The sequence below is a fragment of the Roseibium denhamense genome (assembly GCF_009711415.1).
Lineage (GTDB): Bacteria > Pseudomonadota > Alphaproteobacteria > Rhizobiales > Stappiaceae > Roseibium > Roseibium denhamense.
In genome coordinates this window covers 57,631-75,883 of record NZ_SMLZ01000111.1, presented here as the reverse complement: position 1 = coordinate 75,883, position 18,253 = coordinate 57,631, and the positions used below count along the sequence as shown (strand labels likewise).

At 55.6% G+C, this 18,253-nt stretch carries 18 protein-coding genes and 1 tRNA gene; 12 read left to right on the top strand and 7 right to left on the bottom strand.

The features are described 5' to 3' along the window. Window positions 1-7 precede the first annotated feature (7 nt). Window positions 8-892, bottom strand: coding sequence for an RNA polymerase sigma factor RpoH (gene rpoH, locus E1180_RS14665; protein ID WP_155191968.1), 885 nt, complete (start codon window positions 890-892; stop codon window positions 8-10). Between the two features lie 179 nt (window positions 893-1,071). Beyond that, on the bottom strand, window positions 1,072-2,097 hold the full coding sequence (locus E1180_RS14660) for an RluA family pseudouridine synthase (RefSeq protein WP_155191967.1): 1,026 nt from the start codon (window positions 2,095-2,097) through the stop codon (window positions 1,072-1,074). Here E1180_RS14660 and E1180_RS14655 point away from each other — a divergent pair. Further along, the gene (locus tag E1180_RS14655) at window positions 2,096-2,452 is read left to right on the top strand and encodes a hypothetical protein (protein WP_155191966.1); all 357 of its coding nucleotides are present in this window, start codon (window positions 2,096-2,098) and stop codon (window positions 2,450-2,452) included. The genes E1180_RS14660 and E1180_RS14655 overlap by 2 nt on opposite strands. 109 nt (window positions 2,453-2,561) lie before the next feature. Next, window positions 2,562-2,637, top strand: a tRNA-Glu gene (locus tag E1180_RS14650). Between the two features lie 90 nt (window positions 2,638-2,727). Here E1180_RS14650 and E1180_RS14645 read toward each other — a convergent pair. From E1180_RS14645 to E1180_RS14635, 3 genes are all read right to left on the bottom strand, one after another. Continuing rightward, window positions 2,728-3,501: a DeoR/GlpR family DNA-binding transcription regulator gene (locus E1180_RS14645; RefSeq protein WP_155191965.1), complete on the bottom strand. Its 774-nt coding sequence runs from the start codon at window positions 3,499-3,501 to the stop codon at window positions 2,728-2,730. 49 nt (window positions 3,502-3,550) lie between these two features. Further along, window positions 3,551-4,894, bottom strand: a complete 1,344-nt coding sequence (locus tag E1180_RS14640) for a coiled-coil domain-containing protein (protein ID WP_208997157.1) — start codon at window positions 4,892-4,894, stop codon at window positions 3,551-3,553. Between the two features lie 112 nt (window positions 4,895-5,006). Further along, window positions 5,007-5,576: a DUF1134 domain-containing protein gene (locus tag E1180_RS14635; RefSeq protein WP_155192146.1), complete on the bottom strand. Its 570-nt coding sequence runs from the start codon at window positions 5,574-5,576 to the stop codon at window positions 5,007-5,009. 261 nt (window positions 5,577-5,837) lie between these two features. Here E1180_RS14635 and E1180_RS14630 point away from each other — a divergent pair, with 261 nt between their 5' ends. The 7 genes from E1180_RS14630 (at window position 5,838) to E1180_RS14600 (ending at window position 12,972) form a co-directional block, all read left to right on the top strand. Then, window positions 5,838-6,218, top strand: coding sequence for a YHS domain-containing (seleno)protein (locus E1180_RS14630; protein ID WP_208997156.1), 381 nt, complete (start codon window positions 5,838-5,840; stop codon window positions 6,216-6,218). A gap of 166 nt (window positions 6,219-6,384) precedes the next feature. Then, complete coding sequence (gene chpT, locus E1180_RS14625) at window positions 6,385-7,029, top strand: histidine phosphotransferase ChpT (protein ID WP_155191963.1); 645 nt, start codon at window positions 6,385-6,387, stop codon at window positions 7,027-7,029. A gap of 134 nt (window positions 7,030-7,163) precedes the next feature. Beyond that, window positions 7,164-9,953, top strand: a complete 2,790-nt coding sequence (locus E1180_RS14620; RefSeq protein ID WP_155191962.1) for a hybrid sensor histidine kinase/response regulator — start codon at window positions 7,164-7,166, stop codon at window positions 9,951-9,953. Then, window positions 9,950-10,441, top strand: a complete 492-nt coding sequence (locus tag E1180_RS14615) for a chemotaxis protein CheW (protein ID WP_155191961.1) — start codon at window positions 9,950-9,952, stop codon at window positions 10,439-10,441. Before E1180_RS14620 ends, E1180_RS14615 begins: the two co-directional genes overlap by 4 nt. A gap of 41 nt (window positions 10,442-10,482) precedes the next feature. Further along, window positions 10,483-10,848, top strand: coding sequence for a response regulator (locus E1180_RS14610; protein ID WP_155191960.1), 366 nt, complete (start codon window positions 10,483-10,485; stop codon window positions 10,846-10,848). 19 nt (window positions 10,849-10,867) lie between these two features. Then, complete coding sequence (locus E1180_RS14605; RefSeq protein ID WP_155191959.1) at window positions 10,868-12,091, top strand: protein-glutamate methylesterase/protein-glutamine glutaminase; 1,224 nt, start codon at window positions 10,868-10,870, stop codon at window positions 12,089-12,091. After that, entirely contained in the window at window positions 12,088-12,972 is an 885-nt protein-coding gene (locus E1180_RS14600) for a CheR family methyltransferase (RefSeq protein WP_155191958.1), read from the top strand. Before E1180_RS14605 ends, E1180_RS14600 begins: the two co-directional genes overlap by 4 nt. Before the next feature lie 53 nt (window positions 12,973-13,025). Here the strand turns inward: E1180_RS14600 and E1180_RS14595 are convergent, their stop codons facing one another. Further along, a complete protein-coding gene (locus E1180_RS14595) occupies window positions 13,026-13,904 on the bottom strand; it encodes a LytTR family DNA-binding domain-containing protein (protein ID WP_155191957.1) in 879 nt (292 codons plus the stop codon). Between the two features lie 261 nt (window positions 13,905-14,165). On the opposite strand from E1180_RS14595, the gene E1180_RS14590 reads away from it, so the two are divergent. After that, entirely contained in the window at window positions 14,166-15,140 is a 975-nt protein-coding gene (locus E1180_RS14590; protein WP_155191956.1) for an MBL fold metallo-hydrolase, read from the top strand. A 159-nt stretch (window positions 15,141-15,299) separates the two neighbouring features. Here E1180_RS14590 and ctrA read toward each other — a convergent pair whose 3' ends face one another. Beyond that, complete coding sequence (gene ctrA, locus E1180_RS14585; protein ID WP_031270498.1) at window positions 15,300-15,992, bottom strand: response regulator transcription factor CtrA; 693 nt, start codon at window positions 15,990-15,992, stop codon at window positions 15,300-15,302. A gap of 372 nt (window positions 15,993-16,364) precedes the next feature. Here ctrA and fliI point away from each other — a divergent pair, with 372 nt between their 5' ends. Then, the gene (fliI, locus tag E1180_RS14580; protein WP_283404419.1) at window positions 16,365-17,690 is read left to right on the top strand and encodes a flagellar protein export ATPase FliI; all 1,326 of its coding nucleotides are present in this window, start codon (window positions 16,365-16,367) and stop codon (window positions 17,688-17,690) included. A gap of 28 nt (window positions 17,691-17,718) precedes the next feature. Beyond that, entirely contained in the window at window positions 17,719-18,126 is a 408-nt protein-coding gene (gene fliJ, locus E1180_RS14575) for a flagellar export protein FliJ (protein WP_155191955.1), read from the top strand. Window positions 18,127-18,253: the final 127 nt, after the last annotated feature.

Here is an 18,253-nt window from a genome sequence, read left to right as displayed (position 1 = left end):
GTATTTCTCAGTGAGCTGGGAGTTCCGTGGTCCGTGCACTGTTTCGAACCGCTTTTTGCACTTTCTCAAAAGCGCGCACTTCGATTTGCCGGACGCGCTCACGGCTTACACCGAACTCGCCGGACAGATCTTCAAGCGTCATCGGATCTTCCGACAGTCTACGTGCCTCGAAAATCCGGCGCTCGCGGTCGTTCAAGACCTCCATGGCGTCGCTCAGCAGCTTGCGCCGCATATCGAGCTCTTCCTGATTGGCCAGCATTGTTTCCTGGCTGTCAGTCTCATCCACCAGCCAATCCTGCCACTCTCCGGCATCAGCTTCCGCGCGAACGGGTGCGTTCAGGCTGGCATCGCCGCCAAGACGGCGGTTCATTGAAATCACTTCTTCCTCGGAGACACCGAGCCGTGTCGCGATTTCAGAAACCTGTTCCGGTTTCAGGTCCCCTTCATCCAGAGCCTGGATCTTGCCCTTCAACCGTCGCAGGTTGAAGAAAAGCCGCTTCTGGTTCGCGGTGGTGCCCATTTTGACCAGCGACCAGGAACGCAGAATGTATTCCTGGATAGCAGCCTTGATCCACCACATCGCATAGGTCGCCAAACGAAAGCCCTTGTCCGGCTCAAACCGTTTTACAGCCTGCATGAGGCCAACATTTCCCTCGGAAACAACTTCGCCGATCGGCAGGCCGTATCCGCGGTAACCCATCGCGATCTTCGCAACAAGGCGCAGGTGGGAATTGACGAGCCTTTCGGCAGCTGCGGGGTCTTCATGCTCCTTGTATCGCTTCGCAAGCATGTATTCTTCTTGCGGTTGAAGCATGGGAAACTTGCGGATCTCGTCGAGATAGCGGCTGAGGCCACCTTCTCCGGCAGTGAGCGCAGGTATGTTTTGGGCCATTAGATGCACCCCCTTTCGTCAATGACGTATTCCCGGTGCTCTATCGGTGAGGCGCAGACGGCGCAGGTCACGGTGCGAAGAGCTAGGCAAACACGTTCTTTGTGTCCATTACGGCACACTGGAGATCTTAATATAAGTTCAATCCTCAAGATTGCATTCTTTCCAAACGGAAAAAGATACTAAAAATTTTGCAATCCAGATAAAAGCCTTTCAAAGTCCTCCGGATAAGTGCTCTCAAAGCGCAATGTTTTACCACTGACGGGGTGTTCGAACGCCAATAACCCAGCATGAAGGGCCTGCCTGTTGAACCCCTGGACGAGACCTTTCAGCGGCTCTTCGAGCCGGTTGGCCTTTGTTTTGAAGCCTGGGCCGTAGTCATTGTCGCCGATAAGCGGATGGCCGATATGGGCCATATGAACCCTGATCTGGTGGGTTCGCCCTGTCTCCAGCCGGCATTCCATGAGCGAGGCCAGCGCTTGCTGGTCTCCCGATCCAAAACGCTCTTTCACCTGCCAGTGCGTGATTGCCGTCCGACCTGCTGTTTTCACGACGGCGATTTTTTGCCGGTTCACCTGTGAGCGGGCAAGATTGGCATCAACCGTGCCCTTGAGATGGGATGGTGCGCCCCAGACAAGCGCAGAGTAGGCACGTTCAAGCGGGCCCGTGCGGCCATGGTCTGCGAACTGTGCTGCCAAGCCCTGATGTGCGCGGTCGGTCTTGGCGACCACCAGCAAGCCAGAGGTATCCTTATCGATGCGATGGACAATTCCGGGCCGTTTTATACCGCCTATGCCGGACAGGCTCTCCCCGCAATGGTGGATCAATGCGTTGACAAGCGTTCCAGTCCAATTGCCCGCTCCAGGGTGAACTACCAGTCCTGCCGGTTTATCGACGACGATCACATGATCGTCTTCAAAAACGACAGCGAGCGGAATGGGTTCGCCTTTGGGATCAGGGTCCTCGGCTTCGGGAAGGGCCAGCGTCAGTATATCCCCCTCATTGACCCGGTGTTTGGGCTCGACTACTTTCGCGCCTCCAACGGTAGCCTCTCCCGCCTTGATCAAGGTTTGAACCCTGTTTCGGCTGAGCTCTTGGGTATGGGCCGCCAGGACCGCATCCAGCCGTTTCCCGGTGTCGGCTGCCTCGACTGTAAAAATGATATCCGCGTCCAGATCGACCGGATCTTCTTGGGAATTCTCAATCATGTCTCAACCTGATTTTCAGGATAATGGCGCCGATGACGCACCGCTTGATCCCGCGACCCTGCGTGTGCAAGCAAAACTGAAGCGGCTGCTGCTGGGCTCGTCCCTGATCATGTTTGCCGGGTTCATCGCTGTCTTTGCAGCTATTCTCTACAAGATCAACACTTATGAGGCCCCGCTGGACGAGATCCCGTTTGCAGCTGAAATAGCCGTTGGCGCGAATGCCGACGTCCGGCAGGTCACCGTGACAGACGGCATCATGTTCGTTTTGGTGCGGGAAGGGGAGCAGTCTGTCCTCTTGCGCTTTGATGCCGAAACGGGCACGGCGCTCGGCCGCACAGAGTTTGTCGCCAATTGAGATAGTTATGAACAGCTTGGCCAAAAAAACGCGAAAAAGGGGTTGCGCCTGTCCCGTACCCGCCTTATACGCAACGACCTCAGCTTGAGGCATCGATCTCAAGCACCGCGCGCCCATCGTCTAGCGGTCTAGGACGCCGCCCTTTCACGGCGGAAACACGGGTTCGAGTCCCGTTGGGCGTGCCATTTTCCTCTGAAAATGACACTGTGTTTGCTAGAGCGCCGGGCGTTTTGTGAGAAACGCCCGCTGATCCATCTAGGTAGCTGGCGCGATGACTACTGGTCCTCGTGTGCGAGCGTCTCGATCATGTTGACTTTTGCCTCAGCGGCGACTTTCGCGAAGGCCGGGCTGGGGCAGCGATCTGTCACAAACGTATTGATCTGCGAAAGATGTCCAACCCTAACGGGCGCTGTGCGTTCGAACTTGGTGCTGTCAGCAACCAGAACAACGTGCCGGGCATTGTCCATGATGGTTTGGGTAACTTTGACCTCCCGGTAGTCGTAATCGAGCAGTGAGCCATCGCTATCAACGGCCGATGCTCCGATAACCGCAAAATCCACCTTGAACTGTCGCATGAAGTCGACCGCTGCTTCGCCCACGATTCCGCCGTCGGCATGCCTGAGAACACCGCCCGCGATAACGACTTCGATCTGGGAATAGCCGCGCATCAAGCTGGCAACGTTGATATTGTTCGTGATGACCATTAGGCCGCGGTGCTGAAGCAGAGCTTGGGCGACAGCCTCGGTGGTGGTGCCGATGTTTATGAAAATTGAAGCATTGTCCGGAATAAGGGCCGCGGCACTCGCGCCAATATCCGCCTTTTCCTTGCTGGATATAATTCTGCGCGCTTCGTAGCCGACATTTTCTATTCCAGACGACAGCAATGCCCCGCCGTGGGTCCGCGCGAGCAGGCGCCTCTCGCACAGCTCGTTCAGATCCTTTCGGATTGTCTGGGGGCTGACATTGAACCGTTTTGCGAGATCATCGACGCTGACGCGGCCCATTTGGCGGGCCAATTCCAATATGGTGTTATGGCGTTCAATCAGCATTCACAATGATCTCAGTCTTCTCGTTGGCGTTTAAACTGTCTCGAGACAATCAGGCGACGTCTTTTTTGCTCTGACTTGAGGCCTTGGTTTTGCGGCGCGGTGTGGATTTGCCGGTGCGGCGCTTCGGGGCCTGCGCGGTGTCACCGTCATCGGAAGAAGATTTGTCTTCCTTCGACCGGCTTGAGGCGACAATCCGGCTAACAAGCGCTTCTGCAGCAGACGCTATATCCGACGACTTGGCGGTTGCCGGTTTTGCGTCCTGTTTCCCGCTCGGCAGGCCCTCTTTTGTGGGGTGTGCGTCGGTTTCCTCCGAAGGGACGACGCCATCGGTATTGTCCTCAACGGCCGCTTTCCTGGGCCGCTTGGCAGGCGCTTTTGCGCCTTTTTTGGTGTCAGGTACCTTTTTTGTGGCCGTGCTAGCCTTAGATCCGCTTTGAATTAGCGTCACAAGCCCCTGAAATTCCTGACGGAGTTCTTTCAAACCTGAAGCGTTTTCCAAATCGGCTTGAAGGCGTTTTTGCTGTTCAATCCGGCGGGTAAGTTCCCGCTTCTGGCGGTCTATCTCAGCTTGGTAGTGTGCATTATGGTCCGCGAGCGATTTTACCTTCTTTGCAAGGTCTGTTTCGTTTTCCTGATCGCTTGCCGGGCTGGCCTCCAGCATGATCGACAAGCGGGTTACTTCCGCTTGCGCGGCGACATACTTGGCTTCGATGTCGACGATTTGGGCCTCAAGATCGGCCAACTGCGTTCTTGCCTGCTTGTCCCGGTCGTTCTCAAACTCAGCCGCTGCGAGAGGTTCGTATTTTGACAGCTTTGACTTGAGCGTCGACACCTCGGCCTCGAGTGCCGTTATGGTTGCCAAAGACATGGTGTCTGTCGCCGGCAGCCAGCCTGCCTCGGCTGTCTCAATCTCTTCCTGCTCTGACTTGCCCTGATCATCCTCGGCTGACGATTTTGCCCAATTGTCGGCGAGAGCTTTTTCGGCATCTGCCAGCTTCTGCTGGAGGGTCTTGACCTCATCCGAAAGCAGGTCAACAGCCTTTGCATCGCTTTTTTTGTCTGCCAACTGCTGTTTGAAGTCCGCATATTGCTGCTTTGCCTCCTTCTGGAGCGCATCCATGTCGGTCTGCAAACGAGTGGCATCGGTTTGGAAACGGGCAGCTTTTTCGCGTTCCTTCTCCAAAAGGCGCTCAACTCGCCGCAGTTCGATGGCATGCCGGGCCCGGATCTGGTCTTGAGCTGCCCGCACTTCCGAATAGCTGGATGGTGTAGTCGCCTTGAGGGCTTCTTCGGTCAGCCTGGCTGCACGGCGATAGAAAGCGGGGAGTATGGCCAGGCAAATCAAGCCGGCCGTGCAAAACCCCAAAGCCACAAACATTGCTGCTTCTATCACGGACAACTCCTCAATCCCGCTCGGCAGTCATGCCTCATCATTAGACGAGACAGCGCCTTTCGCCAAGGTCCGCAAGGCCTTGTGCGCGTTTGCCGCGATAGGTGCCGTCTTATCAGAACGGATTCCAGGTCGCTTGCGGTGTGAACTTCAAATAGCCCATGTTCAGCCCGAGACGAGCTCCAACACCAGCGCGGATCGGAACAAGCACGACTTCGTTTTTAATGAGAACCGTCATGCCAACACCGCCGACCAGATAAGCTGAGCCGTTCACGCCGCCGAAACGGTCATAGATACTGTCAATGCTTGGGAGATTGTAGACAAGGGTCATGACCCTTGCGCCGTCAGCGCCAAAATCCCAGCCGACTGAAGGGCCTTGCCAGAAAACCTTATGATTTCCGGCGTTCCGCGTATAGAGGTGGCCTTCTCCATAGCGGGCTCCGGCGACAAATGCACCCGACCCTTCCTCGCCAAGAATGTAACCGTTTGGCTCGCCATACCGCGAAAATGCTCTTTCAAGAACCGATGCAAGACCGCCAGAAACAGAGCCGAAAAACTGATGGCCGGTCCGAAGTATTTCGTCTTCGCCGAATGTGTCCGGTTGTGTGGCCGTTGTCGGCGCCGAGGATTGCGCTGCAGCCGGTTGGTGCACGGCAACGATGCATAGGCAGGCGATGAACCACATAAACAAGAGCAGTGTTCTTTCTATGCGCAACGTCATTTCCCAAAACTCCCCGCGGCATGCTGGCCGCATTTTCAACCGTCAACCGGGCTGCAGTGTTAAACTGTGGTGTCACTTACGTGATTCGCTGTAATCGTTGCCCCAAGTTAAGCCGAATCGATGAAACGCTGGCTCCAAAAATGGACATGGTTATGTCTTCTGCTTGTATTCGCCGGTTTCTCCTGTGGACTGATGAGGGACGCCAGCTCCCGGCCGCAGGTTTTTTTGCCTGACGCCATCACTGGGTATGCAATTGGCGGCCATGATCCGGTGAGCTATTTTGTTGACGGGTTTCCACGCAAAGGCAGCCGTGAATTTGAATTCACATGGGGCGGTGCAGAGTGGATTTTCGTGAACGAAGGAAACATGGCTGCCTTTGCCCGGGACCCGGAAGCCTACGCGCCCCGCTATGGTGGGTGCGGCGGATATGCGCTGACGGATGGATTTGCATCGGCTGGCAGCCCTTTTATCTACGCCGTTGTCGACGGCCGCCTTGTTTTCTTCCACACGGTGGTCAACCGGTTTTTGTTTCTGTCCAATGCCACTGTTCTGCTGCTTGAAGCAGAAGCGCATGCCGATAAGGTCGGATGCGGCCCCGACATGTAATCGACCGAGTGCTTCGACGGTTGCGCACTGCTGAGGACCAAATTCACTTGGATGACGGCAAAATGCGCATCATGGCTGCCTTGGCATTGGCTTTTGCGGTGTGTAAGTCTTCTTAACCAAGTTTCGAATCGGCGGGTTTCCGCCCAACTGACAAAGAGCATTGGCTATGTCCGCACTCAAAGAGCTGTCATCCTTGGATCTTGCTGCGCTCGTCGCCAGCCGCGTTTGCCACGATATCATCAGCCCGGTGGGCGCAATCACCAACGGCCTTGAAGTCCTCGACGAAGAAGGGTCGGAGGACATGCGCGAATTTGCGATGGACCTGATCCGCAAAAGTGCGCGTCAAGCTTCTGCGAAACTGCAGTTTGCCCGCCTTGCCTTCGGCGCCGCTGGCTCGGCCGGTGCGGAAATTGATCTGGGGGACGCCCAGACCGTTGCGACCGGGTTTATGGAAAACGAAAAATCCGATCTAAACTGGCAACTAACTCGGCATCTGATGCCGAAAAACTACGTGAAGATGTTGCTCAATCTCATTCTGATCGCCAATCAATGCGTGCCACGCGGCGGCGAAATCCGCGTTGAAATGGAGGGCGATCCCCAATCCCCTTCGTTTACATTGGCAGCCAGCGGGCTTAATCCGCGTATCCCCCTGGGAATGAAGGAAACACTGTCGGGAGAAGAGCCTGAGCGTGTCGATGCGCATTCGGTTCAGCCGATTTATACACTGCTGCTCGCTCGTGAATGCAACATGAGTTTAACGATAGATAAAGAAGAAGACTTAGTAAAAATTACAGCAATCCCATCAGCGTAAACTAGCCGAATAAAAGTCTCCAAGCGCTTCAGCGTATCTTAACTGTTTGAGGTCACGATCACTCTCATGGACTTCTAGGTCCAGACGCCCATTCCAGGGTGCGGAACCAGTAACAAGTCGGGTGAGAGCAGGCCATGGACGACCTCCTCAGGGAATTCATTACCGAGACGAACGAGAGTCTCGATGTTGTGGACGTTGAGCTCGTAAAGTTCGAGCAAGAACCAAACAACGCAACGATTTTGGACAATATTTTCCGCTTGGTGCACACCATCAAAGGCACTTGCGGTTTTTTGGGCCTCCCCCGGCTTGAAGGCATTGCGCATGCTGCGGAAACCCTCATGGGCAAATTCCGCGACGGCGCGCCGGTCACGCAGGATGCAGTGTCACTCATTCTGACGTCGATCGATCAGATTAAAGACATCCTTGGTGAGCTGGAAGCGGCCGGTGGTGAAGAACCGCAAGGTGACGACAGCGAACTGATCGGCCAGCTTGAGGACATGTCCGCGCAGGCCGATGCTGCCATGGCAGGCGGTGGTGCAGCCGCAGAACCCGAAGCCGAAACAGCTGCAGAGCCAGCTGCTGACGACGCAGGTTCCGACGACGCACCTGATCAGACCCTCGAACGTCCCCTACGCCCTGGCGAAGTGTCTCTTGACGAACTGGAACGGGCATTCCGGGAGACCGAGATCGAGGTTGAGGTCGCCGAACCCGAGCCGGACGTCGAAGACGAGATCGACGAACCGGTTGCTGCGGCGGTTGCCGAACCGGCACCGGCTGCTCAGCCCCAGGCTAAAGCGCCTGCTAAGAAAACCGAAGCGGAAGCTGGTGAGAAGAAAGCATCCGGCGGTGGTGTTTCAAACCAGAGCATTCGTGTTGCCGTCGATACGCTTGAGCACTTGATGACGATGGTTTCGGAGCTCGTGCTGACCCGGAACCAGCTGCTTGAAATTGTGCGCCGGCATGAGGACAGCGAATTCAAGGTTCCGCTCCAGCGGCTTTCGAATGTGACTGCCGAACTCCAGGAAGGGGTTATGGCAACGCGCATGCAGCCGATTGGCAATGCATGGCAGAAGCTGCCGCGTATTGTGCGCGATCTAAGCCAGGAACTGGAAAAGCCGATCGATCTCGAGATGATCGGTGCGGACACGGAACTGGACCGTCAGGTCCTTGAAATGATCAAGGATCCGTTGACCCACATGGTCCGGAACTCCGCCGACCACGGTCTTGAGCGCCCGGAAGAGCGCAGGGCAGCTGGCAAGCAGGAAAAGGGAACGATCACCCTTGCCGCTTACCATGAAGGCGGTCACATCATCATCGAGGTTCGTGATGATGGTAAGGGCATTGATGTCGATAAGGTCAAGGAGAAAATCCTTGAGCGCGGTTTGGCAACTGAAGCCGAACTGGAGAAAATGACGGACGTCCAAGTCCAGAAATTCATTTTCCATGCAGGGTTCTCGACTGCAGCCAAGGTTACCAGCGTCTCCGGACGCGGTGTTGGCATGGATGTTGTCCGCAACAACATCGAGATTATTGGCGGAACGGTTGATTTGCGCTCGGTACCGGGTAAAGGTTCCAGCTTCATCATCAAGATCCCGCTGACACTTGCGATCGTTTCGACGCTGATCGTCGAAGCCGCTGGTGACCGGTTTGCCATTCCGCAGCTCTCTGTGGTGGAACTTGTGCGTGTTCAGACAAATTCGGAACACCGGATAGAGCGGATCAAGGACACACCTGTGCTGCGTTTGCGCAACAAGTTGCTCCCGCTCGTGCACCTTTCCCAACTGCTCGGCATTTACGAAGGTGAAAATGCTGACGAGGCAATCGATGCCGATAACGGTTTCATTGTTGTCATGCAGGTGGGCAGCCAAACATTCGGCGTTGTCGTCGACGGTGTCTTCCATACGGAGGAGATCGTGGTCAAGCCGATGTCGACCATGCTGCGTAACCTCGACATGTTCTCCGGAAACACAATCTTAGGCGATGGTTCCGTGATCATGATTATCGATCCGAACGGGATCGCTGGCGCAATGGCAAGCCATGCGTCCAGTGCGGTTGCCGAGCATCAGGAAGAAGAGCAAGAAGATCTGCAGCGCAAGGCCATCTCTGGTCACAACGCAATCTCGCTGCTCCTGTTCCGCGCAGGCGCCCCAGAGCCAAAGGCGGTCCCATTGTCATTGGTCACACGCCTGGAGGAGTTCGAAGTCTCCAAGATCGAACGGTCCAACGGCCGCGATCTCGTCCAGTACCGCGGTGCACTCATGCCGCTTGTTTATCTCAATGACGGTGAAAGCCATAAGTCCGAAGGAACACAGCCGATGCTTGTGTTCTCCGACAGTGGCCGGTCCATGGGTCTCGTAGTCGACGAGATTGTCGATATTGTCGAAGACCGCATGAACATCGAGGTTGGTTCGGAGCGTCCGGGCATTCTCGGATCTGCAATCGTCAAGGAGCGCGCGACCGAAATCATCGACCTGGGTTACTACTTGCCGCAGGCCTTCGAAGACTGGTTCATGCGCAAGGAAATGGACATCGAGGCACTGACCAAGAAGGTCCTCTTTGTCGATGACTCCGCGTTCTTCCGCAACATGCTGACCCCTGTACTCAAAGCGGCCGGCTACGATGTGACAACCTGTGTCGGCCCGGGTCAAGCGTTCGAGCTGCTTGAAAACGGTAACAAGTTCCACGCGATCGTGAGCGATATCGAGATGCCGGAGATCAACGGTTTCGAGTTCTGCGAATCGCTGCGGCGTGACCCGAGGTTCCGCAATATCCCGATCCTCGCCCTGTCATCCATGGTGACACCAGCTTCGATCGAGCGCGGCCGCCAGGCCGGATTTGATGACTATGTCGCCAAGTTCGACCGGCCAGGCTTGATTGCCGCCCTTAAGGATGTCTTCTCCGGTGAAATGGGAGCTGCAGCATGAGTGTGCTGGACCAGAAATTCACATCTGACAACAAATCCGGTGGTGAGATGATCCAATATGTGACCGTTGTTATCGGCGGTCAGCTGTTTGGACTTCCAATCTCCCAGGTCCATGATGTGTTCGTTCCTGAGAGCGTGACCAGGGTGCCGATGTCGGCACCAGAGGTTGCCGGCGTCTTGAACCTGCGCGGCCGTATCGTCACTGCGATCAATATGCGCCGCCGTCTGCATTTGCCGCCTCTGGAAGATCAGCAGATGATGGCAGTCGGTATCGAGTACAAGCACGAAAGCTACGGCCTCGTGATCGATACTGTTGGTGAAGTCCTGAACCTGTCCGCCTCGTCCGCAGAGCCGAACCCGTCCAATCTCGATCGCCGCTGGGCGGAGATCGCTGGTGGCGTTCACCGTCTGGATGGTCAGTTGATGGTCATTCTTGATGTCGACCGCCTGCTGGGCGCGATGTTCACCGAACCAATGGCAGCAGCATAAAAAGGCCATATGCAGTTGGCCATGAAGTGGAGTAACGCCTGATGAAACAATGCCTTGTAGTCGATGACTCGAGTGTCATCCGTAAGGTGGCCCGCCGTATTCTTGAAGACATGAACTTTGAGATCACCGAAGCGGAAGATGGGCAACAGGCGCTGGACGCGTGCCGGAAATCCATGCCGGACGCAATCCTGCTGGACTGGAACATGCCGGTTATGGACGGTTTGGAGTTCCTGACCAGCCTGCGCGCCGAAGACGGTGGGGAAAACCCGATTGTTGTCTTCTGCACAACTGAAAACGATGTTGCCCATATTGCTCGCGCCATTCGCGCCGGTGCCAACGAATACATCATGAAACCGTTCGACCGGGAAATCGTCGAAGCGAAGTTTCAGGAAGTTGGGCTGATCTAACTCAGGATTGGGCGAATTAATGGCATTTGCGCAAAGAAGTGTGCCTCAAGGCACCGATCCGGGCAGTGACCCCATCAAAGTCATGGTCGTTGACGACGCGGTCGTCATTCGCGGCCTGCTGACACGCTGGCTTGGAGAAGACAAAGGCCTGAAGGTCGTCAGTTCGCAACGCAACGGCAAGCTTGCCGTCGATGACATTGAGAAAAGCAACCCGGACGTTGTGGTACTTGATATCGAAATGCCGGAAATGGATGGCATGACCGCCTTGCCGCTCATGCTTGCGAAGAAGCGCGACCTCGTGGTCATTATGGCCTCGACCTTGACCCGCAGGAATGCGGAAATCAGCTTGAAGGCCCTTTCGCTCGGTGCGGCCGACTATGTGCCGAAGCCTGAGTCCACTTCCGAAGTCACAACGTCCGTCGATTTCCGGCGTGAGCTCGTCGAGAAGGTAAAGGCACTAGGTGCCCGCGCTCTCCGGATGCGCGGCCCAGTGCGTACGATGCGGGCTGAGACCCAGGCCGGCCGTACTGCACAGCCTGTCCGGCCCGTAAGTGCCCGTCCTGCAACCGATACACGGGCAAGCTTTCGTCAAGCTGGGCAGCCGGCCTCTCCACAAGCTGGCGCTGCGGCTCTGAAGACCCGTCCTTACTCGTCAGCACGTCCCCGTATTCTGGCCATCGGATCCTCAACCGGCGGTCCGCAGGCACTTCAGGAAGTCATGCGGGAAGTCGGGACGGCGATGAATGACGTTCCGGTTGTCATTACGCAGCACATGCCGCCAACGTTTACGGCTATCTTGGCCGAGCACATGGGAAAAGCCGCTTTGCGGCCGGCCAAAGAGGGTGAGCACGGTGAATTCTTGAAACCGGGCAACATCTATGTCGCGCCTGGCGGCAAGCATATGATCCTGGAGAAGGATGCAGGCGGCGTAAAAATTGTTTTGAACGACGGACCGCCCGTCAATTTCTGCAAACCGGCCGTTGATCCCCTGTTTGACAGCGTCGCGAAGATTTATGGGTCCGCGACGCTCGGCATCATCCTGACAGGCATGGGGCATGACGGTGCGAACGGCGTGAAAACGATCGCTGCCGGCGGTGGCAGCATCATCACGCAAGATGAAGCTACAAGCGTTGTCTGGGGAATGCCTGGGGCGGCTGCCCAGACTGGAATGTGTTGCGATATTCTCCCTTTGAAAGACATTGGGCCGAAGATCTCACGCGTATTGAAGGGGAATACACGATGACCCCGAGTGAGTTCGACTTTCTGAAGAACTTCTTGAAGACCCGTTCCGGCCTGGTTCTGTCCAATGACAAGCAGTACCTGGTGGAAAGCCGGTTATTGCCTATCGCACGCAGTTCAAAGCTGGAAACACTGAGCGCGGTGATCCAAGCCTTGCAAAAAGGCGGCAATCGCACCCTGGAAACGGAAGTCATCGAGGCGATGACGACGAATGAGTCATTCTTTTTCCGGGACAAGACACCGTTCGACCATTTCAAGGACACCATGTTGCCGGCGCTTTTGGCAAGCCGGTCGACCCGGAAGCAACTGAAGATCTGGTGCGCTGCTGCGTCAACGGGCCAGGAGCCGTATTCCCTCGGCATCTGTCTGAAGGAAGACGCTGCGAAAATGGGCGGATGGCGAACCCGCATTCTGGGCACCGACCTCTCGCAAGAGGTCCTCGAAAAAGCCAAGACCGGTCTTTACAGCCAGTTTGAAGTTCAGCGTGGCCTGCCAATCCAAATGCTGTTGAAGTACTTTGAGCAAAAAGGCGACATGTGGCAGATCAATGCCGGCATGCGGGCAATGGTGGAATGGAAGAAGCTCAATCTCTTGGACAGCTTCAGCCACTTGGGCGAGTTTGACATCGTGTTCTGCCGGAACGTGCTGATCTATTTTGATCAAGCAACGAAGACTGAAATTCTAGGGCGATTGGCGAAAGCGTTGCCTGAGGATGGCTTTCTGGTGTTGGGCGCAGCCGAGACAGTTGTCGGGCTTACCGACGCCTTCAAACCGGTTCCGGGGAAGCGTGGACTGTTCCAGCGCAAACCACAGGCGGATACCAAAACCGCGCCCGCATCTGCTCTTGGCGGCAGAGTTGCCGTCGGTGCGAGCTCGATCCGCTAAACGGCGGAGAGGTAAATCCATTATGGCCCTGGCAGGTGTTGACCATGCCGGGGTCATTTTTTTTGGAACAGTGTTTCGTAGCGCCTTTGCACTTGGGCTGAAAACTTCCGGCTGACCGGAATAGTCTCGCCATCCCGCGCTGAGATCCGGAGATTGTGGCCCTGGCGATACACGCGGCCGACGCAGATGTCAGCAATCCAATGGCTTCGGTGCACTTGCATTCCGGGAATGTCGGCAAGTTCGTGCAGGATATCGCCGAAGCGGTAAAGCACCATGCTGTTGCCATCCTCAGTGACCAGCCGGACATAGTGTTCTTGTGCCTCTACACGAAGCAATTGCCCTTGAAGGTCTGGAGCGAGCCTCTTCAAAAGCTTCGGTGGCCCTGCTTCCAAGTCAGACTTTTTTTCGAACCCGTTGGTCTGGGTAGCATTGCCTTTTTTTTCTGGTGGCCGGGCGCCAATTTCCTCAGCAGTCTCGTTTGCCGGGTGTCTCCGGATGTCCGGCTGCCGAGTGAACATGATGGTGCACCACAGAAGCAGACTGAGCACAAGGTGGTTATCGATTAGATATCCGAGCTCCTGAGCAAACGGCAGGAGCCTTGGCCCAGGTGTTGCTGGCCCGCCGATCGAGAGATCCAGTTCAGGTAGGCCTAGAACTATATCCAACGCTGTCACGGCAAGCACAAATGGGAAGAAACTGATCACGGCGGCGAGACAGCCATGCACGACCGGCCGGCGGGAGAGCTGGGGCGCGAGAAAGAGCGCCTGGAAAGTCGATAGAAACAGCCCGGCCTCAATGGCGATACGGGTGGCCCAATAGAGGTAAAGGCCGACCGGCGTCCAGTTTTGCGGCCGGGCAACTTCGTTGGCCGCAAGCATTCCGGCAACGATGGCTGCGACGATCACAGCATGTCCCAGTTCCCGTTTTTCCATCGAAGACAGTCCGGAATTTACGCAGGTTCATCGTTGCCATTTATGACGCATGAAATGCACCACTTGCAAGTTCAAGTAATCACTGCGCTTTTTCAGCGCCCTAAGAAGTGATGTGTTGCCCGTGTAATTCTGCCGGGTTTGCCTTTCCTTGGTGGGGCAGGGCGCCATTTTCAACATTGCATCTTTTAGACGTCCATCCGCACGGCCTGCTTGTGCACGAAAACCCGTGTGGTTGGACAGTGATTGGTAGGAGCTGACTTGATGACTGACTTGAAAGTGAATCTCACCCGGCGTGCGGCACTGTTTGGGGCGGGCGGGCTCGCGGCCGGCGCCGGTTTGGTGTCCGCAACTGGTGTCAGCCTCGCTGCGGCCGAAAAACAGGGTGATCTGGCCGCACCAATCGCGCGCCACAACGTGGGAGACTTTGAGGTCACCACGCTCCTTGACGGAGCTGTCACTGTTTCCGAGCCACAAAAAACATTTGGAATGAATGTCGAGGCGGATGATTTCGGTTCTGTGTCTGCCGACAACTTTATCTCCGCGGACACCTTCAAGGCCTTTTTCACGCCAACCGTCGTGAATACCGGCAATGAACTTATTTTGTTCGACACAGGGGTCGGCGAAGGAGGGCGTCCAGCCCGGGGCAATATGCGCGCTGCGTTGCAAAGTGCTGGCTATACGCCAGAGCAGGTCGACATCGTTGTATTAACGCACATGCACCCAGACCATATCGGCGGCCTTATGGAAGGCGGCTCTCCAGCCTTTCCAAATGCCCGCTATGTCACGGGCCAAAAAGAGTATGACTTCTGGGCGGCAATGGACCCTGAGGCAAACGGGGTCACAAAGCTGGTTACCAGCAACGTGAAACCCCTTGCAGAAAAAATGACGTTTCTGACCAATAGCGACTCGGTCGTGTCAGGGGTTACGGCACTTGCGGCAAATGGCCATACACCAGGGCACATGACCTACATGCTGGAAAGCAACGGGCAACAGTTGCTCCTCATCGCCGACACTGCCAACCACTACGTCTGGTCGCTTGCCTATCCTGATTGGGAAGTGCGTTTCGACATGGATAAAGAAGCGGCCGCCGAAACCCGCCGCCGTGTGTTCAGCATGCTGGCGAGCGACCGTATTCCGTTCGTTGGCTACCATATGCCGTTCCCGGCTGTCGGTTTTGTCGAGACGACGGGAGAGGGCTTCCGGTATGTCCCGGCGTCTTACCAGCTGAACCTCTGAATAACCCGCGTAGCCCCATCACCATAACAACTGCGCGGAAAAATGGCCGGGTCTTGCCCGGCCATTTCATTTCGAGGCACAACTGCGCTTGTTCAAAAATACAAAAAAGCCCCGGGTTCCCGGGGCCTTTTTTTCGTCCGTGTTGCGATATCACTCGCTTTAGGCGGCAGCTTCCACATCTGGCTCGCGAAGAACGTATCCACGTCCCCACACGGTCTCGATGTAGTTCTTGCCAGAGGTCGCCGCTGCCAGTTTCTTGCGAAGCTTACAAATGAAGACGTCGATGATCTTCAGTTCCGGCTCGTCCATCCCGCCATAAAGGTGGTTGAGGAACATTTCCTTTGTGAGCGTGGTTCCCTTGCGCAGGGACAGCAGCTCGAGCATCTGATATTCCTTGCCGGTCAAATGAACCCGCTGCCCACCGACTTCCACGGTCTTAGTGTCCAGATTGACCTTAAGATCCCCGGTGACGATGACCGATTGTGCGTGGCCTTTTGAGCGCCGGACGATTGCATGGATGCGGGCGACCAGCTCATCCTTATGGAACGGCTTGGTCATGTAGTCGTCTGCGCCAAAGCCTAGGCCGCGAACCTTATCTTCAATGCCGGCATTGCCCGACAGGATCAGGATCGGTGTCTTGACCTTGGATACGCGGAGTGTCCGCAGAACCTCGTAGCCGGACATGTCCGGGAGGTTCAAGTCCAGCATTATGATGTCGTAATCGTACAGCTTGCCAAGGTCGATACCTTCCTCGCCAAGATCTGTCGTGTAGACGTTGAAGTTCTCGGACTTCAGCATCAGTTCGATGCTCTGCGCTGTCGCGCTGTCATCCTCAATCAACAATACACGCATGCCAATCCCCTTGTTCTGCCTTTCCTGGGCAAGTCGCAACGGCTCTGTCGGTGCCTGCTACGAAGGACTGCTATTAACCCCGACTCAAAGCTATGAGCTTATGGTTAACAAATTCCGATTCATAGCAGCAAGCTTCGGAGAAACGAATCTGTGAACAACCGCCAACTTGTTGAATCACCGTAAAAAAACCGGATTCACAATTCTTAAAGTTGCACATTAACAAACCGGTCTAACCGACTCCGTTCAGATTCCTTTCAACAAACCCGTCTTAACTTCGAAATGGCCCTCGCTTGTCAGCCTTTCAAAGGTTAAGATTAACCAGACTCGTAAACGATAGGTTACCAAAAGCGTTAACAGGGTAAGGAATCTGACGTGAAGGCGCTTTTTGCCGAGATTGATTCGTTGATGACGACCGAAATTTACGGCCGGGTGACCGCGGTGCAGGGTCTTCTGGTTGAGGTGGCGGGTCCCATACACGAAATGAGTGTCGGTTCGCGACTCATGATCGATAACGGCGAAGACAATCCTAAAATTCCTGCAGAAGTCGTGGGTTTCCGTGACAGCCACGCATTGTGCATGCCTTTTTCCGGGTTGGAGGGTGTGCGGATGGGGTGCAAGGCGATCATCACGGCACGCGACAGCGTGGTTCATCCCAGCAACCAGTGGCTCGGCCGGGTGGTTAATGCGCATGGTGAACCGATTGATGGTAAAGGAGATCTTCCAAATGGCGGAGTGCCTCGCAAATTGCGAAGCTCACCTCCACCAGCGTCAGAACGTAAACGTGTTGGCCCCCCAATGGATCTTGGCGTGCGGGCGCTCAATACTTTCGTTACGTGCTGCGAAGGCCAACGGATGGGGATATTTGCCGGCTCCGGAGTTGGAAAGTCGGTTTTAATGTCCATGCTCGCCCGCAACACAAAATGCGATGTCGCGGTGATTGGGCTGATTGGCGAGCGCGGCCGCGAAGTTCAGGAGTTTATTGAAGACGATCTGGGGGAGGAGGGCCTAGCGCGGTCCGTCGTCATTGTGGCCACATCTGACGAAAGCGTTCTTATGCGGCGTCAAGCTGCCTACCTGACCATGACCGTTGCCGAGCATTTCCGTGATGAGAACAAAAATGTGCTTTGCATGATGGATTCGGTAACCCGGTTTGCAATGGCGCAGCGGGAAATCGGCCTGTCCATCGGAGAGCCTCCGACATCCAAAGGATACACGCCCACAGTGTTTACGGAATTGCCGCGCCTGCTGGAGCGGGCCGGACCGGGCCGGGGGCAAACGGGCTCGATAACCGGCCTGTTTACAGTTCTGGTTGAGGGCGACAATCACAATGAGCCGGTCGCTGATGCGGTCCGGGGTATTCTTGATGGGCATGTCGTGATGGAGCGCGGCATTGCGGAACGGGGCCGGTATCCGGCGATCAATGTTCTCAAATCAGTTTCACGAACAATGCCGCGCTGTGTGCCTGAGGAACATCTGCCTGTCTTGCGAAAGGCAAAGCAGCTGCTGTCCACTTATACGGATATGGAAGAGCTGATCCGTCTCGGTGCATACCGCAAGGGGTCGGATCCGACCGTCGATGAGGCAATTTACCGATTTGGCCCAATAGACGATTTTCTCAATCAGGAAAAGAATGAAGCGACATCACTTTCTGATGGATATCAGCAACTCGCCAACCTTTTGGAAATGACTCCGGGATAGACTGCCCGTGTTAGGGGAGTATTGAGTAATGAAAACCCGAGACAGTTTGATCCGTTTGAAACGGTTTCAGGTTGATGAAAAACGGCGCCAGCTGGCGCAAATCGAAAGCATGATTGCCGAATTCAATCGCATGGCCGATGAGCTTGACGATCAGATCCGGGTTGAGCAAGAGCGTGTCGGCATTACCGATGTCAGTCATTTCGCTTACCCGACTTTCGCCAAGGCGGCAGCTGAACGCCGTGACAATCTGCGTAACTCGGCCCACGAATTGGATGACCAGCTTCAGCGGGCTCAAGACGAGCTGAGCGAGGCCATTGAAGAGCTGAAGAAATTCGAGCAGCTGGAAGAGCGGGATCAGCAGCGCGAACGAACGGCACAGGATATGGCAGAGCAGGATCAGCTCGATGAAATAGCCAGCCGGGCAAGGGCACGGTAATCCGGGCACAGCGGAGCCCGGCAGGCTCAGGCTAAACCAAAAAGTGTTCTTCGACCGCTGTCTTTTTGCGGTGCGCCGAGCCTTGTGTAAATGCGCATACTCCCCGGCGCATGGGCAATTAATCAAA